The 16,628-nt window shown below is 71.6% G+C and carries 17 protein-coding genes; 11 read left to right on the top strand and 6 right to left on the bottom strand.

What is annotated here, in order from left to right:
- Nucleotides 1-166 precede the first annotated feature (166 nt).
- Complete coding sequence (locus E1286_RS06260) at nt 167-646, top strand: hypothetical protein (RefSeq protein ID WP_132609605.1); 480 nt, start codon at nt 167-169, stop codon at nt 644-646.
- A gap of 12 nt (nt 647-658) precedes the next feature.
- Here E1286_RS06260 and E1286_RS49935 read toward each other — a convergent pair whose 3' ends face one another.
- A complete protein-coding gene (locus tag E1286_RS49935) occupies nt 659-796 on the bottom strand; it encodes a hypothetical protein (protein ID WP_246074496.1) in 138 nt (45 codons plus the stop codon).
- A gap of 528 nt (nt 797-1,324) precedes the next feature.
- On the opposite strand from E1286_RS49935, the gene E1286_RS06250 reads away from it, so the two are divergent.
- Nucleotides 1,325-1,531, top strand: a complete 207-nt coding sequence (locus E1286_RS06250) for a cold-shock protein (RefSeq protein WP_132609601.1) — start codon at nt 1,325-1,327, stop codon at nt 1,529-1,531.
- Between the two features lie 75 nt (nt 1,532-1,606).
- Here the strand turns inward: E1286_RS06250 and E1286_RS06245 are convergent, their stop codons facing one another.
- From E1286_RS06245 to E1286_RS06230, 4 genes are all read right to left on the bottom strand, one after another.
- Nucleotides 1,607-2,284 carry a FadR/GntR family transcriptional regulator gene (locus tag E1286_RS06245; RefSeq protein ID WP_132609599.1) on the bottom strand — a complete coding sequence of 226 codons (678 nt, stop codon included), beginning with the start codon at nt 2,282-2,284 and terminating at the stop codon, nt 1,607-1,609.
- Nucleotides 2,285-2,289: 5 nt separating this feature from the next.
- A complete protein-coding gene (gene mqo, locus E1286_RS06240; protein WP_223189597.1) occupies nt 2,290-3,813 on the bottom strand; it encodes a malate dehydrogenase (quinone) in 1,524 nt (507 codons plus the stop codon).
- 101 nt (nt 3,814-3,914) lie between these two features.
- Complete coding sequence (locus tag E1286_RS06235; protein WP_223189595.1) at nt 3,915-5,129, bottom strand: glycerate kinase; 1,215 nt, start codon at nt 5,127-5,129, stop codon at nt 3,915-3,917.
- Nucleotides 5,130-5,158: 29 nt separating this feature from the next.
- Nucleotides 5,159-6,643 carry an SLC13 family permease gene (locus E1286_RS06230; protein WP_223189593.1) on the bottom strand — a complete coding sequence of 495 codons (1,485 nt, stop codon included), beginning with the start codon at nt 6,641-6,643 and terminating at the stop codon, nt 5,159-5,161.
- Nucleotides 6,644-7,006: 363 nt separating this feature from the next.
- Between E1286_RS06230 and E1286_RS49050 the strand changes: the two genes are divergently transcribed.
- The 4 genes from E1286_RS49050 (at nt 7,007) to E1286_RS06210 (ending at nt 10,895) form a co-directional block, all read left to right on the top strand.
- Nucleotides 7,007-7,198 (top strand): hypothetical protein, encoded by a 192-nt coding sequence (locus E1286_RS49050; RefSeq protein WP_223189591.1) that lies wholly within the window; start codon nt 7,007-7,009, stop codon nt 7,196-7,198.
- A gap of 291 nt (nt 7,199-7,489) precedes the next feature.
- Nucleotides 7,490-8,539, top strand: a complete 1,050-nt coding sequence (locus E1286_RS06220) for an LLM class flavin-dependent oxidoreductase (protein WP_132609595.1) — start codon at nt 7,490-7,492, stop codon at nt 8,537-8,539.
- A 184-nt stretch (nt 8,540-8,723) separates the two neighbouring features.
- Entirely contained in the window at nt 8,724-10,550 is a 1,827-nt protein-coding gene (locus tag E1286_RS06215; protein WP_132609593.1) for a hypothetical protein, read from the top strand.
- Nucleotides 10,551-10,571: 21 nt separating this feature from the next.
- Nucleotides 10,572-10,895, top strand: coding sequence for a hypothetical protein (locus tag E1286_RS06210; RefSeq protein ID WP_132609591.1), 324 nt, complete (start codon nt 10,572-10,574; stop codon nt 10,893-10,895).
- Nucleotides 10,896-10,932: 37 nt separating this feature from the next.
- Here the strand turns inward: E1286_RS06210 and E1286_RS06205 are convergent, their stop codons facing one another.
- Nucleotides 10,933-11,727 carry a FadR/GntR family transcriptional regulator gene (locus E1286_RS06205; protein ID WP_132609589.1) on the bottom strand — a complete coding sequence of 265 codons (795 nt, stop codon included), beginning with the start codon at nt 11,725-11,727 and terminating at the stop codon, nt 10,933-10,935.
- 81 nt (nt 11,728-11,808) lie between these two features.
- Here E1286_RS06205 and E1286_RS06200 point away from each other — a divergent pair, with 81 nt between their 5' ends.
- Genes E1286_RS06200 through E1286_RS06180 form a run of 5 tightly spaced genes read left to right on the top strand, consistent with a single transcriptional unit; the run spans nt 11,809 to nt 16,627 of the window.
- Nucleotides 11,809-12,822 (top strand): LLM class flavin-dependent oxidoreductase, encoded by a 1,014-nt coding sequence (locus tag E1286_RS06200; RefSeq protein WP_223189589.1) that lies wholly within the window; start codon nt 11,809-11,811, stop codon nt 12,820-12,822.
- Nucleotides 12,819-13,985, top strand: coding sequence for a peptidase dimerization domain-containing protein (locus E1286_RS06195; protein ID WP_132609587.1), 1,167 nt, complete (start codon nt 12,819-12,821; stop codon nt 13,983-13,985). Before E1286_RS06200 ends, E1286_RS06195 begins: the two co-directional genes overlap by 4 nt.
- Before the next feature lie 5 nt (nt 13,986-13,990).
- Nucleotides 13,991-15,307 carry an MFS transporter gene (locus E1286_RS06190; RefSeq protein ID WP_132609585.1) on the top strand — a complete coding sequence of 439 codons (1,317 nt, stop codon included), beginning with the start codon at nt 13,991-13,993 and terminating at the stop codon, nt 15,305-15,307.
- A complete protein-coding gene (locus E1286_RS06185) occupies nt 15,304-16,158 on the top strand; it encodes an FAD binding domain-containing protein (RefSeq protein ID WP_246074494.1) in 855 nt (284 codons plus the stop codon). Before E1286_RS06190 ends, E1286_RS06185 begins: the two co-directional genes overlap by 4 nt.
- Nucleotides 16,159-16,162: 4 nt before the next feature.
- Complete coding sequence (locus E1286_RS06180) at nt 16,163-16,627, top strand: (2Fe-2S)-binding protein (RefSeq protein WP_132609583.1); 465 nt, start codon at nt 16,163-16,165, stop codon at nt 16,625-16,627.
- The last annotated feature ends 1 nt before the right edge of the window (nt 16,628 follow it).

Raw genomic sequence — 16,628 nt, 5'->3', positions numbered from 1 at the left:
GCGGCGATCCCATGGCGCCTGGTTGCCAAGGGCCTTGTGTGTCGTTGTGCACGCCGGCGCTGATCTGTGCGTTTGTACGCAGAACGAAAGATCGCGGCTGCCTAGATTGAGGGTCGTCCGGAGAGATCGCTCCGGAGGTTCTCCTCACAGTCAGGGACGGATGGTCATGGTCAAGCTTCGTAGCCTTCTCGCCGGTACGGTCCTGGCCGGCGCCGTGGTGGCCGGTGCCGCGGCGGCTCCCGCCCAGGCGGCCACCACCAGTGCGGCCACCACCAGTGCGACCACTGCCAGTGCGACCACGGTGTCGTACACGAAGCACTGGTTCGAGGGCTACTCCGGCTACGGCCGCGGGGAGATCCGCGGCCACCGTTCCTACTACAAGGGCTTCTACTACGCCGCGAACGGCCGTTACTACTTCGACGTGGACGTGTGGGACCGTGACGGCGACCGCGAGCAGACCTACGTCGACTTCTGGTACCACGACGGCCGCGGCTGGCACCAGGGCCACCGGCTGGTCACCGGCGGGCACGGCAAGTTCCGCTTCAGCTACAGCGCCCGCGGCGGCTTCGACGGCTACAAGTTCCGTATCGGCGAAGGCCGCGTCGGCCACTACGACTGGAGCGACTACGCCAACCGCTCCTGGTGAACCGCCAGGCGATCAGAGCTTCTGGAGCTTCGTGTAAGGCGGGACTATGCGGTATGTCTCGGCGCCGAAATCCACCAGAACAGTGGAGTTCTGCTCCACGTGGATGACCCGGCCGAGGCCGTATTTGTCGTGGCTCACCCAGTCCTGCACCGCGAATACCTCGACGGGAGGCGGAGGGATTTCAGGGGTGTTGAAGGGGCTTCCGGGCAGTCGGCGCCGGGTACCGGTTCGTGTAGGCCTCATTTGTACGAGTATGCGCCTCTCAGTCCAATAAATCGACCTCCAGCAGGAGGCGTCGATGGATTTCCCGCCTCCTCGGCCCGCGCTGCGGACTCGCGGAACGGGCCCCTCAAGTGCCTCCTGGCCAGTGCGAATGGCCCACCTGCCGGGGCTGCGAGGGTCTCGCGGAGCGGGTCGACGGGTGTACCCCCAGGCTGTCACACCGGGCCTGTCGCGCGGGTAAAAATTCCCGCGGATGTTGTCGGGCGCGGTTCGCCGCAGCCGTGTGCTAGGCTGTAGACCGTTGCAGTTGTGGTACCCATAAAAACTTTTTGCGCGCCTGCAGATTGTGATCTACGGGCGCGTTTTTGTTGGCCGGTCATTTCCGGATGGGCTCATTGCGGCGACCGGGGTTTCGCAAAGTGCGGATCCTGTTTGCGCTATCTGAAGGAGATCGACATGGCTACTGGCACCGTGAAGTGGTTCAACTCCGAAAAGGGCTTCGGCTTCATCGCGCAGGACGGCGGCGGCGCCGACGTCTTCGCGCACTACTCCAACATCGTCGCCAACGGCGGCTACCGCGAGCTGACCGAGGGACAGAGCGTGTCCTTCGACGTCGTTCAGGGCCAGAAGGGCCCGCAGGCGGAGAACATCGTCGCCGCCTGACCAGGCGCGCGGCATGAGCCGGGCCTGTACCCCCTCGGGGGGTACGGGCCCGGCTTTCGTTGTGCTCGCCCAAGGTCAGCCGGTCAGGCGGGCCCTGGAGGCGTCGAGGTGGGTGCGCATGGCCGCGGCGGCGCTCAGGGCGTCCCCGGCGAAGATCGCGTCGCGGATCCTGCGGTGCTCGTCGAAGACTTTGTCCAGGTGACCCGGAGCGGGGCCGGCGGCGTACGGGCGGGTGATCGCGCCGGCGCCCAGCGTGTCGAGCAGGTCCAGGTAGAAGCGGTTGGCGGCGGCGACCGCGATGGCGTGGTGGAAGGCGAAGTCGGCCTCGACCGCGTCGCTGGCGCTGCCCCGCACCGCCGCCATCCGCCGCAGCGCGGCGTCGACGGCGGCCAGGGTCGCGGGCGTGCGGCGGGCGGCGGCCAGCGCCGCGGCCTCCACTTCGATGCCACGGCGTAGTTCGAGCAGCTGCAGCCGGTCGTGCAGGCTGCGGACGGTGCCGAGGGAGTGGGCGAAGTCCTGCGCCGCCGGCCTCGTCAGCACGAACGACCCGCGTCCTCGCCGCGTCTCGACCAGTCCCGCCGCGCGCAACCGCGACATGGCCTCGCGTACGACGGTGCGGCTGACCTCGAACCGGGCGGCGAGCTCTCCCTCGGAGGGCAACAGTTCGCCGGGCTGCCAGGCGCCGTGCCCGATGCCGCGCCGCAGCTCGTCCTCCACCCGGTCGGCCAGGCTGGCGCTGTGCTGGTCACCCATGCTGGTCACCCATGCTCGTCAACCCGGTCGGCTCCGTGGCAGGCGGCGTCGTCCAGGCCCAGCGCGGCGGCGCTGCGCCGGGTCAGCTCCGCCAGCAGGTCCGGGCGTCCGGACAGCGGCGCGCCGTAGCCGGGGACCAGGCTTTGGAGCGCGGGCCGCCAGGCCGGCAGGCGGTCGGGGAAACCGCGTTCGAGCACGTCCAGCATGATCGCCACTGAGGCGGAGGCGCCGGGAGAGGCGCCGAGCAGGGCGGCCAGGCCGCCGTGGGCGGACGTCATGACCTCGGTGCCGAAACCGGCGATCGCCCCCCGGCCGTTCACCCGCTTGACCACCTGCACCCGCTGGCCGGCGGTGATGACGTCCCAGTCGCCCGGCCGCACGTCCGGGACGAACCGCCGCAGCGCCCGGAACCGGCCGCCGCGGCTCTGCGCCAGCTGCCCGACGAGGTAGCGCACCATGTCGGCGTTGGTGCGCGCCGCGCCAAGCAGCGTCCCGACGTTGCGGCTGTTCACCGACCGCGGCAGGTCGGTGAGGCGGCCACGCTTGAGGAACCGCGGCGAGAAGGCGGCGAACGGCCCGAACATCAGGTACGTACGACCGTCCACGACACGGGTGTCGAGGTGCGGCACCGACAACGACGGCGCACCTGGCTCCGCATGGCTGTAGACCTTCGCGTGGTGGCGGGCGATCAGGTCGGGGGCGGCCGTGCGGAGGAACTGCCCGCTGATCGGAAAGCCGCCGTAGTCCCGTGTCTCCGGTACGCCGGCGCTCTGGAGCAGCGCGAGCGTGCCTCCGCCCGCCCCGAGGAACACGAACGAACCGCCTACGACGTAGTCACGCGATCCGGCCAGGCCGCGCACCCTCAGGCGCCACGACTTCCGGTCGCGCCTGAGGGCGCGCACGTCGTGGCCGGTCCGCACCTCGACGCCGTCACGCGCCAGAGCGGCGAACAGCCGCCGGGTGAGCACCCCGTAGTCGACGTCCGTGCCGCCGCGGGTGCGGCAGACGGCGACCTGCTCCCCGTCGCGACGGCCGCCGAACATCAGCGGCAGCCACCGCGCCATGACCTCCCGGTCGCGGGTGAACTCCATCCCGTCGAACAGCGGATGCTCCCGCAGCGCCTCATACCGCAGGCGGAGGTGCTCCACCCCGGCCGCCCCGTGGGCGAAGCCGAAGTGGGGCACCGACCGGATGAACCCCGCCGGGTCGCCGAGTGTGCCCTCCTCGACCAGCCGCGCCCACAACTGCCGCGACAGCTGAAACTGCTCGTTGACCGCGATGGCGCTGCCGACGTCGATCGAGCCGGCGCCGGTGAGCGGCGTGTAGTTGAACTCGCAGAGCCCGGCGTGGCCGGTACCGGCGTTGTTCCAGGCCGACGAGCTCTCCAGGCCGAGGCCGTCGAGCCGTTCGAGCACGAGGATCGACCAGTCCGGCTGCGCACGGCGCAGCAGCACGCCGAGGGTGGCGCTCATGATCCCGCCGCCCACCAGCACCACGTCGTAGCCGGTCTCGGATCCTCGTACGGTCACCTGATGGCTCCTCGCAACCTATATGACAGGACGCTGACCTGTATAACAGGTTGCCTCGTGCGCACGCGACACGATCGAGAGCCGGCCGGGCCCGGGCGAGGTCAGAGGTCGAGGGCCACACGCCGGCCCGGCCAGTGCGCCAGGCGCTCGCGGGCGGCCAAGGTCAGTGACGTGCCGAGGAGCAGCACCCGCAGGGCGCGTTCGGCGCCGTCGCTGAGGAACTCCGCGCCGCGCGACATCGCCTCGGCCAGCGCCACCGGCGCGGGCAGGATGCTGGTGAAGGCGTCGATGCCGCAGTCGTAGGCCAGGTGGGCGTTCACGCCGATGGTGCCGGCCAGCGCGAGCACCGGCTTGTCGTAGCGCTTGGCCCGCCGGGCCACCTCGGCGGGGATCTTGCCGCGCGAGGTCTGGAAGTCGATCGCGCCCTCCGCGGTGAACACCAGGTCGCAACGGGCCAGCAGCCGGTCGAGATCGACGTAGTCGAGGAGCACGTCGAAACGGGGGAGCAGCCGGGCGCCGAGCGCCGCGAGGCCCGCCCCGAGGCCGCCCGACGCGCCCGTGCCGGGGCCCGTGCGGATGTCGATGTCCTTCACGCCCATGTCACGTTCCAGAACGTCGGCCCATCGCGACAATGCCTGGTCGAGCAGCTCCACCTGCTCGGGCGTGGCGCCCTTCTGCGGCCCGAACACCCGGGCCACCCCGCTCTCGCCGCACAACACGTTGAAGGGGTTGCAGGCGACGAGGATCTCGGTCTCGGGCAGCCGCGGGTCGAGCCCGGTCGGGTCGATGCGGTGCAGCCGGGCCAGCGCGGCGCCACCGCGCGGGAGCTCGTCGCCGCCGGCGTCGAGCAGCCTGGCCCCGAGCGCCTGTAGGGCGCCCGCGCCGCCGTCGGAGGTGCCGGAGTCGCCGCAACCCACGAGGATCCGGCGGGCCCCCGCGTCGAGCGCCGCCGTGATGAGCTCGCCCACGCCGTACGTGGTCGTACGGCCCGGGTCGCGTTCGTCGCCCGGCACCAGGCGTAAGCCGGCGGTGGCCGCCATCTCGACCACGGCCGTGCGCGGCCCGGAGCCGCCGGTGATGGCGAAGTGCGAGCGCACCGGCTTTCCCGTGGGCCCGGTGGTGACGCGCGGCACGAGACGGCCGCCGGTGGTCCGGGCGAGGGACTCGGCCGTGCCCTCGCCGCCGTCGATGAGCGGGACCGTGTCGATCGCCGCGTCGGGAACGACGCGGCGTACTCCGCCGGCGATGGCCTCCGCGACCTCCTCGGCCGAAAGTGACTCCTTGAAACCGCTCGGGGCGACGACGATGCGCAGCATGATTCTCCTTTGAACCGCACTGGAGGGATTCAGCGGACCGGCAGGCCGAGGTACGGCCACACCATGAGAGAGAAGAGCAGGACGAGCCCGGCCGAGAGCGGAGCCAGCACGGCCGCCACGCGCAGCAGATGGCGCGGGGTGTAGGTGGTGACGCCGTCGACCTGGTGGAAGAGCGCCACCGGCTTGGCCGACGACGGGAGCGTCTGGCAGAAGCCGGCGGCCGCGGTGGAGGCGAACGCGGCGGCGGCGGGCGAGACGCCTGTGCCCGACGCGGCGGCGATCACCAGCGGCACGAGCACGCTGGAGCGGGCCGAGCGGGACTGCAGCACCAGATGGGCCGCGGTGCTCAGGGCGATGACGACGCCCAGGAACAGCCAGGCCGGCAGTGCCGGGCCCTGCCCGGGCCCGAACAGGCGATCGGTGATCCACGCCGCCGCGCCTGACGTGGTCAGCGCCACGCCCATCGCCATCGTGGCGGCCATGAAGAGCAACATCGGCCACGGAACGGTGGAGAAGGAGTCTTTCAGCCGGATGGTGCCGAGCCCGGGGGAGGCGGTGACGAGGGCGCCGACACAGGCGACCACCGCGGGGGAGACGCCGTGCAGGGGCTCGCTGCACCACAGGACGACGATCACGGCGAGCAGCGTGGCGGAGCGGGTCTGGGCCTCGCTCATCCGCCCGGTGACCGACGTCTTCGTGGCCTCGCCGATCGACTCGGCGGTGATGCGCACCGGCTCCCTGCGGTCCGCGCGGCGGGTGGTGAGCATCAGCACCAGCTCGGCCGCGAGGTGGGAGGAGACGATCGCCAGCGGCACGCCCAGCACCAGCCACTGCACGAAGTCGATCCGGTGCCCCGTGGTCTGGGCCAGCATCTCGGCCGTGATGAGGTGGGCGCCCGCCCCGATCAGCGTGGCGACGGCGGACAGCAGGATCACGGTGGGGAAGATCAGGGCCATCGCGAGGATGACCCGGCGGCGATCCCCGAGCGCCCGCGCGAGCGCGAGGAAGATCGGCAGCGCCAGCGCCGCCCGCCCCGAGGTCGCCGGGATCGCGAACGCGGTCATCACCAGCGCGGCGGTCGTCAGGTGGGTGAGCTGACGGACCGTCCTGGCGCCGGAGACGAGGAACGCGCCGGCCCGGGTGGCGAGCCCCGACCTGGAGACCCCCGCCGCGATCACGAACGAGAAGATGAGCAGCCAGATCGTCGGATCGCCGAGGCTGCCGAAGAGCACCTCGACCTCCAGGACCCCGGTGACGACCAGCACGAGGCCCGCGCCCAGCGCGATGAACGTGTCGTCGACCGAGGTGAACATCCACAGCAGCGTGGCCACGACGAAGACCGCCAGGGTGATGCGCCCGCCCATCGCCAGGTCGGTGGCGCCGAGCCAGATGGCGGCGCAGGCCGCGACGGCGGCGCCGCCGAGCAGGACGCGCCGCCAGGTGCTTCTGGCCGCCGATCGGTCCTTTCCGCCCGGACCGCCGGATCGCTCCTCGGGTGAGGTGGAACTTGCCACAGTTTTCGCCTCTGCCACGGAACCCCTATCGACTCGCACGGTTTTGGTGACCGTGTCCAGGGTGGGGACGGGTGGTTAGGCGAAAATGAACCCTCTATGAGAGAACTTTCATCTTCGGAACCGCATGGGCGGCCGGCCTCACCCTCGTACAGAAAGGATGTGAAATGCGGGCCGCCCGATATCCGCGAACGACTTGACACCGTCGCGACGGCGGATTTCCCCCTCTTTGTCCGGAGCGTCGTAAACGCCCGGGATGACAGGCCGCCTCAGTCGTCGTCGAGCTCGGAGTCGCGCTCGTCGTCGGTGTCGGTGTCCGTCTCGGTGTCGAGGTCGTCGTCCTCGTCCGCCGCGGAAGCGGAGGGTGTGGCCACGCGGGCCGGCGCGGGTGTGCCGGAAGGGGCGGCGCTGGGCGTGGCGGACGGGGTCTCGCTCGCCGAGGGGCGGGTGCCCGTGGGCGCGCCGCTGGGGGTGGCCGGCTGGGTGCTGACCTGCACGCTGGCCGGCGAGACGCTCGCCGGCGTCTCAGGCCGCCCCGAAGTATCGGACAAGGCGTGACTGATGGCGGCAATCCCCAAGGGGAATGCGACGATCCCACCCAGAACTGCAATGCGTCGCAGAATGTTCATGGTCTTAGTGTCGGGCTCAATGCGGTGCGTGGAGATGAGTCGCACATGAAAAATCTTTAATGTTCATTCCGGCCCGGCGAACCCCGGTCTTGACCTGTCTCGTGCGCGACTCCCCTCCGTCCGGAATGTCCACTGAAGGGCGCGATGTCCATTGACAGGCTATGTATTGCCCTTTGACATGGCACGTCATAGCGTTGGGCGGGCACCCCCAGGAGGAACGATGAAGTTCAGCTACGTGATGCTCCCCGACTACCCCCTGCGCGACTCCCTCGCCTCGATCAGGCTGGCCGACGAGCTGGGCTTCTACGCCTGCTACGCGGCCGACGAGACCTGGCACAAGGATCTGTGGCTGCTGTTCGCCGCCGCGTCGCTGCAGACCGGCAGGATCAGGTTCGGGCCCAGCGTCTCCTCCGTGGTGCTGCGCGAGCCGTCGCTGATCGCGCAGGCGACGGCGACCCTCGACGAGCTCAGCGGCGGCCGCGCCGAGGTCGTGCTGTCCAGCGGCAACTTCGGGTTGCTGGCGCAGTACGCCATCGACTGGACCACCACCAAGCCGCTGTCCAGGGTCAAGGAGGCCGCCCACGTCGTACGCACGCTGCTCGACGAAGGGGCGATCACGTACGAGGGCGAGTTCTTCACCTACGACGGGCTGTTCACCTTCGCCCGCCCGGTGCAGGAGCGGGTGCCGGTGAAGCTGGGCGCGATGCGCGGCCCGAAGTCCTTCCAGGCGGCCGGCGAGCTGTCCGACGGCGTCCACCACGCGCTCAGCTACACCCGCGAGGCGTACGACTACGCGGTGCGCAACTTCCGGATCGGCGCCGAGCGGGCGGGCAAGGACTGGGCCTCCATGGACATCGGCGCGTGGGTGGTCTTCGCGACCGGGCCCGACTCCGCCGTGGCGAAGGAGGCGGCGCGGAGCATGGTCGGGCTGTACGCGTCCTCGATGCCCGCGGAACAGCTGGAACGCAACGGGGTCGAGCCGTCGGCCATGAAGCCCGTCGTGGACGCCCTGGGGGCCGGAGATCTGGGCAGGGCGATCGAGCTCACCCCGCCCGAACTGGGCGAGCGCCTGTCGATCGCCGGGACGCCCGAGGAGTGCGTGGAGAAGATCAAACGGGAGATCGAGCCCGCGGGCGTCAACCACATGATCCTGGCCGTCACCGACGCGACCCTGGTCAAGCAGTTCATGGGCAGGGAGCTGCCCGAGGTCGCCGACGTGGACACCCAGCTCAGGCTGATCCACGACCGGATCATGCCGGCGTTCGGCTGATCGTGATCATGGGCGGCGGAAACACGACGTGGCGTACCTGCGCCTCGTAGATCTCTTGCTCCTCTGCCGGCTTCCTGACAGGTTGTCCTGCGCATGGTGATCACCGCGCGGACCCGTGACGTGCGCGGACCCGTGACGTGCGCGGACCCGTGACGTGCGCGGACCCCTCGAAGGAAGCCCCAGGATGCCCCCACCCCACCGTGCCCTCGGAGCGGTCCTCGCCGCGGCCGTGCTCGCCTTCGGGCCGGCCGTCCCCGCGAGTGCAGCCGCCGGCGACCCGCCGCCCGCCCCACCGAGCGTTCCGTCGAGCGCCCCACCAGCTGGGCCGCCGGCCGCGCACGCGCTGACGCTGATCACCGGCGACGTCATCGACGTCCAGACCTACCCCGACGGCCGCCGCGCCGTGACCCCGCGCCCGTCCCCGGGCCGGACGCAGCCCGCGTTCAAGACCGTGGAGCGCGACGGCGACCTGTACGTCATCCCGGAGACGGCCCGCCCGCTGCTGGCCGCGAACCGGCTGGACACGGAGCTGTTCAACGTCACCACCCTCATCGAGGCCGGCTACGACGACGCGGGCCGCGCCTCGCTGCCGCTGATCGTCAGCTACGGCCAGGCGGCGAGGAGCGCGCCGTCCGCCCAGCCGGTGCCGGCGGGCGCGCGCAGGACCCGGGTGCTCGCCAGCGCGGGCGCCGCCGACGTCGAGATCACCGGCCCGGCGACGATCCCGCTCGACGCCCGCTCCGCCGCCCGCATCGTCCTGGACACCGCGGAGAGGGACGCCGACCACACGAAGATCACGATCGGCCACGTACGCTACGGCGACACGGACGCGCCCGGCCTGCACTCGTCGTGGACGATGACGGCCGCGACCGAACGCGCCTACGTGACGCCTATCGCCGCGGCGGAGACGGGCCTGTTCCGGATGTACCACCACTGGGACCTGTACCAGCCGTTCGCCGCCGTCACGAGCAGCCTCAAGGGCAGCCTCAAGGGCACCGCCAAGGGCGAGGACGTGCGGCTGGTCCTCATGGACTACGGGCCGGCCTTCGACGGGCGGCTCGACCTTCAGGTGTACGACGCCGGCACCCGCGAGGACCTCACCGGTCTCGACCTGCGCGGCAAGCTCGCGCTGCTCACCTACCGGCCCGGGGCCGACATGCTCGCCACCGTCGAGAGCGCGGGCGCGGCCGGCGCCCCCGTCGTCGTGGTGGCGGCGCACGACCCGGCCGGCACCCTGGCCTACTGGGGCAGCGGCCTGCGCACGCCCGCCTTCACCACCGGCTTCGACGACGCGGCGGCGCTGCGCGCGGCGGGCCGGGTGCGCCTCCGGGGCACCTCGGTGAGCCCGTACTGGTACGACGTGCTGCGCTGGCACGATGCCGTGCCGAGGAACCTGCGTTACGAGGTGTCACCGCGGACCATGGCCCGCATCGACGCCAGTTACCACGGCACCACGGACGAGGCCGGCTACGGCACGCGCGCCAGCTTCCTGCCGGACGTCGGCGGCATCATGCTCAAGCCGTCGCCGATCGTCGGCGCGATGCGGCGGGTGGAGTGGGCGACTCCCGGTGACATGGTCGTGCGGGCCAAGTTCCAGCGGTCCGTCGACGGGGCCGAGCTGATCAGCGGTGACCGCTCCTACCGGGCGGGACAGCGGGTCGCCGAGCACTGGTTCGCGACCGGCGGGCCCGGCCAGCCGCGCGACCCGTCCAGCGCGTACGCCGAGTTCGGCCTGCCGGCGCAGCGCACCGGCGACGCGCTGCGGATCACGGCGCCCGCGTTCGGCGACTCCGACCCCGACCACTTCGGCTTCGTCCACGCTCTGGGCGACGAGGCGTCGTTCGCGCTGTCCCGCGGGGACGAGGTGATCGCGTCGGGGGCGGAGCTGTACAACCAGACGTTCGCGCTTCCCGCCGAACGGGCCTCCTACCGACTCGACCTGCGCGCCCGGCGGACCGCGCCCTGGTGGGGCACCGCCACCGAGACGGCCACGACGTGGACGTTCACCTAGGCCCGCACCGCCGGTCGGGAGGTGCTGCCGCTGCTCACGATCGACTACGACCTCGGCGTGGACCTGCACGGCAGCGTGCCGGCACGCGGTCAGCACACGTTCGAGTTCTCCGTCAGGACGCCCCACGGCGCGGCCCCCGCACGGGCGGCAGGGGCCACGGCGTACGTGTCGTACGACGACGGCGCGAGCTGGACGCAGGCGAAGGTGAGCCGGCACAAGGACGCGTACCGCGTCAAGACCGACCACCGAGGCCGCACCGGCCACGTGTCGCTGAAGGTCACGGCCTGGGACCGCTCCGGCGGCACGGTCGAGCAGACGATCAAGCGGGCCTTCGCCCTGCGATGACCCGATCGGGCTCCGTCCCCTCACGGGGGCGGGGCCTTCAGCTGAAGGTCGCCACGATCGTGGCGTAGTCGAGCATCCGGCCCGCGGGCGGCCGGCCCGTCTTCGCGGTGCCCGCCGCCTTGACCTCGCCGTAGAGCGCCGCCACGTGCTGCAGCACGGCCTTGCGCACGCCCGCCGCGTCGCGTTCGACCAGCGCGGTCAGCATGGATCGGTGGTGCGGGTCGAAGCGCTCGTCGGCGCGCTGGAGCGCCAGCGTGTGCTCGCGGAACTCCGCCATCTCCGGCACCAGCGCCAGATAGACCTGCAGCAGCAGGTCGTTGTGCGCGGCCCGGATCAGGCCCTCGTGGACCTGCTCGTCGGTGCGCACGAGCACGGCCAGATCACCCTTGCGCCGGGCGGCCTCGTGTTCGCGGCAGCGCGCCGCCAGCTCGTCGATGTCGGCCTGGGTGGCGCGTACGCAGGCCAGCCCCGCCGCGGCCAGCTCCAGCCCGATGCGGACCTCCAGCAACTCGGCGACGGCCGGCCCCTGGTCGGCGCTCCAGTTGACGAACTGCGGGGTCGGCTCAGGCTCCGTGCGGTGCCGGACGTACGTGCCGCGCCCCCGGACGACCTCGACCACGCCCAGCGTGTGCAGCTTGCGGATGGCCTCGCGCAGCGAGCTGCGGCCGACCTGCAGCTGCCGGGCCAGCTCGGGCTCGGAAGGCAGCCGGTCACCCGGCCGGAGGGCGCCGGAGTCGATCTCGGCCAGCAACTGCTCGGCGATGACGTCCGGGAGGGGCGTGCGAGCGAGCGGCTCGTACCGGACGGGGGCACGCGTCTGCTCCGTATTCACCGGGACATTCTGCCACACCCGTTGACTGATGTCAGACAGCAGACTAGCTTGTCCGGATTAATACCGAAGAAGGTGATCTCCTTGATCAAAGTAGGTGTCCGTTTCCCCCCGGCGACCAGAGCGGACCAGATCGCCGAAGAGGTGCGCCGCGCCGAGCGGTACGGGTTCGACGTCGCCTGGATCGCCGACTCGCAACTGCTCTGGCGCGACGTGTACGCGGTCATGGCCGTGGCCGCCACCCGGACCGAGCGCATCGAGCTGGCCACCGCGGTGACGAACGTCGTCACCCGCCACCCGACCGTGGTCGCCTCGGCCATCAACACGGTGGCGGAGCTGGCTCCGGGGCGCGTCATCCTCGGCGTGGGCAGCGGCGACAGCTCGGTGAAGCCCATGGGCATCCGCCCGTCCAAGCGGGCAGAGCTGCGGGCGGCCATCGAGCAGATCCGCGCGCTGCAGGGCGGCGGCGAGTGGGAGTACGGCGAACGGCGGCTGCGCCTGCGTGACGCCGGCGGCGCCGTGCCCGTGCACATCGCCGCCAGCGGCCCGCGCACGCTGGAGCTGGCCGGGGAGATCGCCGACGGCGTGGTCACCCTGGCCGGCATCTCGCCCGAGACGCTCGACCAGACCACGAAGGCCGTGCGCAAGGGCCTGGACGGGTCGGATCGGCCCTTCGAGTTCACGGTCGGCGCGTTCTGCAAGGTCACCGACGACCTCGAACGCGACGCGGCCGTGCTCAAGCCGATCTGCCTGCACATGGCGACCATCGGCGGCCAGGACTTCCTGCGCATCGCCGGCATCGAGCTGGCGCCGCCGCCGCACGTGCCCGAGGTCTACCCCGACATGGTGCACGCCGAGGACTGGAAGCTGGCCATCCGGCACGCCTCCAAGTGGGTCACCGACGAGATGGCGGTCAAGTTCGCCCGGACGTTCTGCCTGTTCGGCACCGTGGACGACATCGTGGAGCGCGCGAAGCGGGCGGTCGAGCTGGGCGCGACCGGCTTCTACCTGCGCCACGTCGGCAACTACACGCTGCCGAGCGAGCTGATCGAGAGCTTCGGCGACGACGTGCTGCCGCGGCTGCGGGAGCTCCGATGAGCGAGTACCTGGTCGACACGCTGGCCGCCCTGGCGCGCGTGCCGTCCGCCGTGCCGCTGGGCGCGCGGACGCTCATCGAGCCCGACGACCCGACGCTGGTGCGCTACGTCCAGGACCACCTGCGGCCGGCGTTCCTGGCGACGGGTGCGACGGATGTCATCGACCTGCCGGCCAACCAGTTCGCCGTGCGGTTCGGCGCCGGCGACGGGCCCACGCTGGCGCTCATGGCGTACACGCCGACCCAGCACCACAACCTCATGGCCGACCCGTGGTCCGGCCGCGTCCGCACACCCATGGAGCTGGGCGTGGACGAGCCGTGCCTGTTCGGCCAGGGCGTCTCGCAGAACAAGGCGCACCAGGCGTGCCTGCTGGACCTGGCCCGGTGGATCGTCTCCGAGCGGGTCGAGCTGCACGGCACGCTGCTGCTGTGCGTCAACAACGAGGGGCGCAGCAGCCACGACTGCTCCCGCGCCATCCTCGACGCCCTCCCGTACCGCCCCGACCTGGTCATCCAGCTGTTCTGCACCGGGTTCGAGGTGTCGATCGGCAACCGGGGCAGGGTCGACGTGATCGTCGACGTCCACGGCACGGCCGCGCACTCGTCGAACCCGCCGGACGGGGGCAGGGTCATCGACGTCGTCGCGGACGCGGTCGTGCGGCTGCGTGAGCTCGACGCGGTCGTACGGGCCCGCGCCGAGCATCCCGCGCTCGGCCGCGAGCAGGTCGTGCCGTACCTGGTCGGCTATGAGCCGCTGGCCCCGCACACGCTGCCCGCCTCCGGGCGGATCGTCGTGGACCGGCGGCTGCTGCCGGGGACCGATCCGGCGGAGGCCGCCGCGGAGATCGCCGCGGCGCTGGAGGGACTGGAGGGCTGCGAGGTCAGGCCGGGCGTCACGATGCTGCCGGCCTATCTGCCGCCCGAGCGCCGCGAGGTGCTGGGCGCGCTCGACGCCGCGATCAGGGAGCGCCTCGGCGAGCCCCGGCACGGCGTCTACGGGGGTTCTTTCGACGCGGGCGGGCCGTCAGAGCGCGGCATCCCCACCGTCATGTTCGGGGTACCCGCCGAGGGCGACCTCCTCGGCGACGACTTCGTACGGCTGTCCGCCGTACGCGACGAAGCCGCCGTGCTTCGTGACACCGTCACCCGCTTCCTGAGGAAGTAACCACCATGCCGCAACCCGCCAAAGCCGCACACGCCGCACCACGGTCCAGCTCCACCCGGGTCGTCCTGGCCAGCCTGGCCGGGACCACGATCGAGTGGTACGAGTTCTTCATCTACGGCACCGCCGCCGCGCTGGTGTTCGACCAGCTCTTCTTCCCCAGCTACGACGCCCTGGTCGGCACCCTGCTGTCGCTGTCGACGTTCGCCCTGGCGTTCGTGGCCAGGCCCATCGGCGGCGCGCTGTTCGGGCACTTCGGTGACCGGCTCGGCCGCAAGTCCATGCTGGTCGTCACGCTCACCCTGATGGGCGGCGCCACGCTCTGCATCGGCCTGTTGCCGACGTACGAGACGATCGGCGTGGCCGCGCCGATCCTGCTGGTGCTGCTGCGCGTACTGCAGGGCATGTCGCTGGGCGGCGAGTACGGCGGCGCGGTGCTGATGAGCGTCGAGCACGCCGGCCCCGGCAGGCGCGGCTTCTTCGGCGCGCTGGTCAACACCGGCGCCGGCTGGGGCATGCTGCTCGCCAACCTGGCGTTCCTGCTCACCTCGCAGATGTCCGACGAGTCCTTCATGGCCTGGGGCTGGCGGGTGCCGTTCCTGCTGAGCGCGGTCCTGGTCGGGCTGGGCCTGCTCATCCGGCTCAAGCTGGCCGAGAGCCCCGACTTCGAGCGGGTCAAGGCGAGCGGCGAGGTGCGCAAGGCCCCCCTCGCCGAGGTGCTGTCGAAGCACTGGCCGCGGGTGCTGCTGATGTGCCTGGCCTACATCCCGGCCGGCGTCACGTTCTACATCGCGACCGTCTACTCCCTCAGTTACGGCGAGAAGCAGCTCGGCATGGACCGCGACATGATCCTGCAGCTCGTGCTGCTGATCAACGTGTTCACCATCGTCGCCATCCCGTTCTTCGGCTGGTTGTCGGACCGGGTGGACCGCAAACGCATCTTCTGGGTCAGCATCGTGGCGATGGCGGCGCTGCCGTACGTGTGGTTCTCCCTCTTCGGGAGCGGCTCGTTCGGGCTGATGCTGCTCGGCTTCGTGGTGCTGTTCATCCCGTACGCCGCCAACTACGGCACCATGCCGGCGTTCTTCGCCCACGTCTTCCCGCCGGCCGTGCGCTACACCGGCATGTCGGTCGGCTACACGCTCGGCACGGTGTTCGGCAGCGGCCTGGCACCGATCATCGCCACCTGGCTGTACGACGGCACCGGCTCCTGGACCGCCATCGCCCTCTACATGACCGCGGCCGGCGTCGTCGGGACGGTGGCCGCGCTGTTCCTGACCGAGCGGGCCGCCGTCGAACCGGCGGCGGAGGGGGCGCCGGCGTGACGCAGTTCCTCTCCGCCGCGGACCTGCGGCACGCCATCGAGCTCAAGGCCGCCCACCCCGACGCCACGCTGATCGCCGGCGGCACGGACGTCATGGTCGGGCTCAACTTCGGGCACCGCCAGGAGTCCAGGCTGATCGACATCTCGCGGGTGGCCGAGCTGCGGGAGTGGTCGCGCGACGGCGACACGGTCAGGCTCGGCGCGGGCGTGCCGTACACGCGGATCGTCGAGGAGCTCGGCGGCGAGCTGCCGGGCCTGGCGCGGGCCGCGCGGACGATCGGCTCCGCGCAGATCCGCAACCGGGCGACCGTGGGCGGCAACCTCGGCACCGCCTCGCCCGCCGGCGACGCGCTGCCGCCGCTGCTGGCCGCCCGGGCGTCGGTCGAGGTCGCCTCATCGCGGGGCACGCGCGCGGTCCCGGCCAGGGAGTTCTTCACCGGCCCCGGGCGCTCGGTGCTGGAGACGGACGAGATCGTGACGTCGGTGCGGCTGCCGGTGGCCGCGGGCCCGCAGCAGTTCGCCAAGCTCGGGCCGCGCAACGCCATGGTGATCGCCGTCGCGTCCGTGGCGCTCACGCTCGATCCGGAACACCGCCGCGTCGGCTGCTCGGCCGGCTCGGCGGCCCCGACGCCGGTCGCCGCGGCCGAGGCCGAGGAATTCGCCGCCGCCGAGCTGGACTGGACCGGCGGCGAGCTGCCCGCGCCGGTGCTCGCCCGATTCGGCGGGCTCGTGGCGGGGGCCACTTCGCCCATCGACGACCTGCGCGGCAGCGCCGGCTACCGCCGGCACGCCGTCGCCGTGCTCGCCCGGCGCACGCTGACGTGGGCCTGGCAGGAACTGTGGAGGAGCTGAACAGGTGAGGGTCGATCTACGGGTGAACGGGGCTCCCAGGAGCCTCGACGATGTGGAGGCCGGCGAGAGCCTGCTCTTCCTGCTGCGCGAGCGGGTGGGGCTGCCCGGCTCCAAGAACGCCTGCGAGCAGGGCGAATGCGGCTCGTGCACGGTCTACCTCGACGGGACGCCGGTGTGCGCCTGCCTGGTGGCCGCCGGGCAGGCGCAGGGCTGCGAGGTGGTGACCGTGGAGGGGCTGGCCGACGGGGACGAGCTGCATCCGGTGCAGGAGGCGTTCGTCGAGGCGGGCGCCGTGCAGTGCGGGTTCTGCACCCCCGGCCTGCTGGTGGCCGTGCACGATCTGCTCGCCCGGTGCGACGACCCGGACGAGCCGCAGATCCGCGAGGCCCTGGCCGGGAACCTATGCCGCTGCACCGGCTACGAGAAGATCTTCGACGCCGTACGCCTGGCCGCGGGGCGGTCGCGATGAC

The organism is Nonomuraea terrae (assembly GCF_004348995.1).
Taxonomy (GTDB): Bacteria; Actinomycetota; Actinomycetes; order Streptosporangiales; family Streptosporangiaceae; genus Nonomuraea; species Nonomuraea terrae.
Note: the sequence above shows the minus strand (reverse complement) of the source record. Positions and strands in the feature narration are given on the sequence as shown.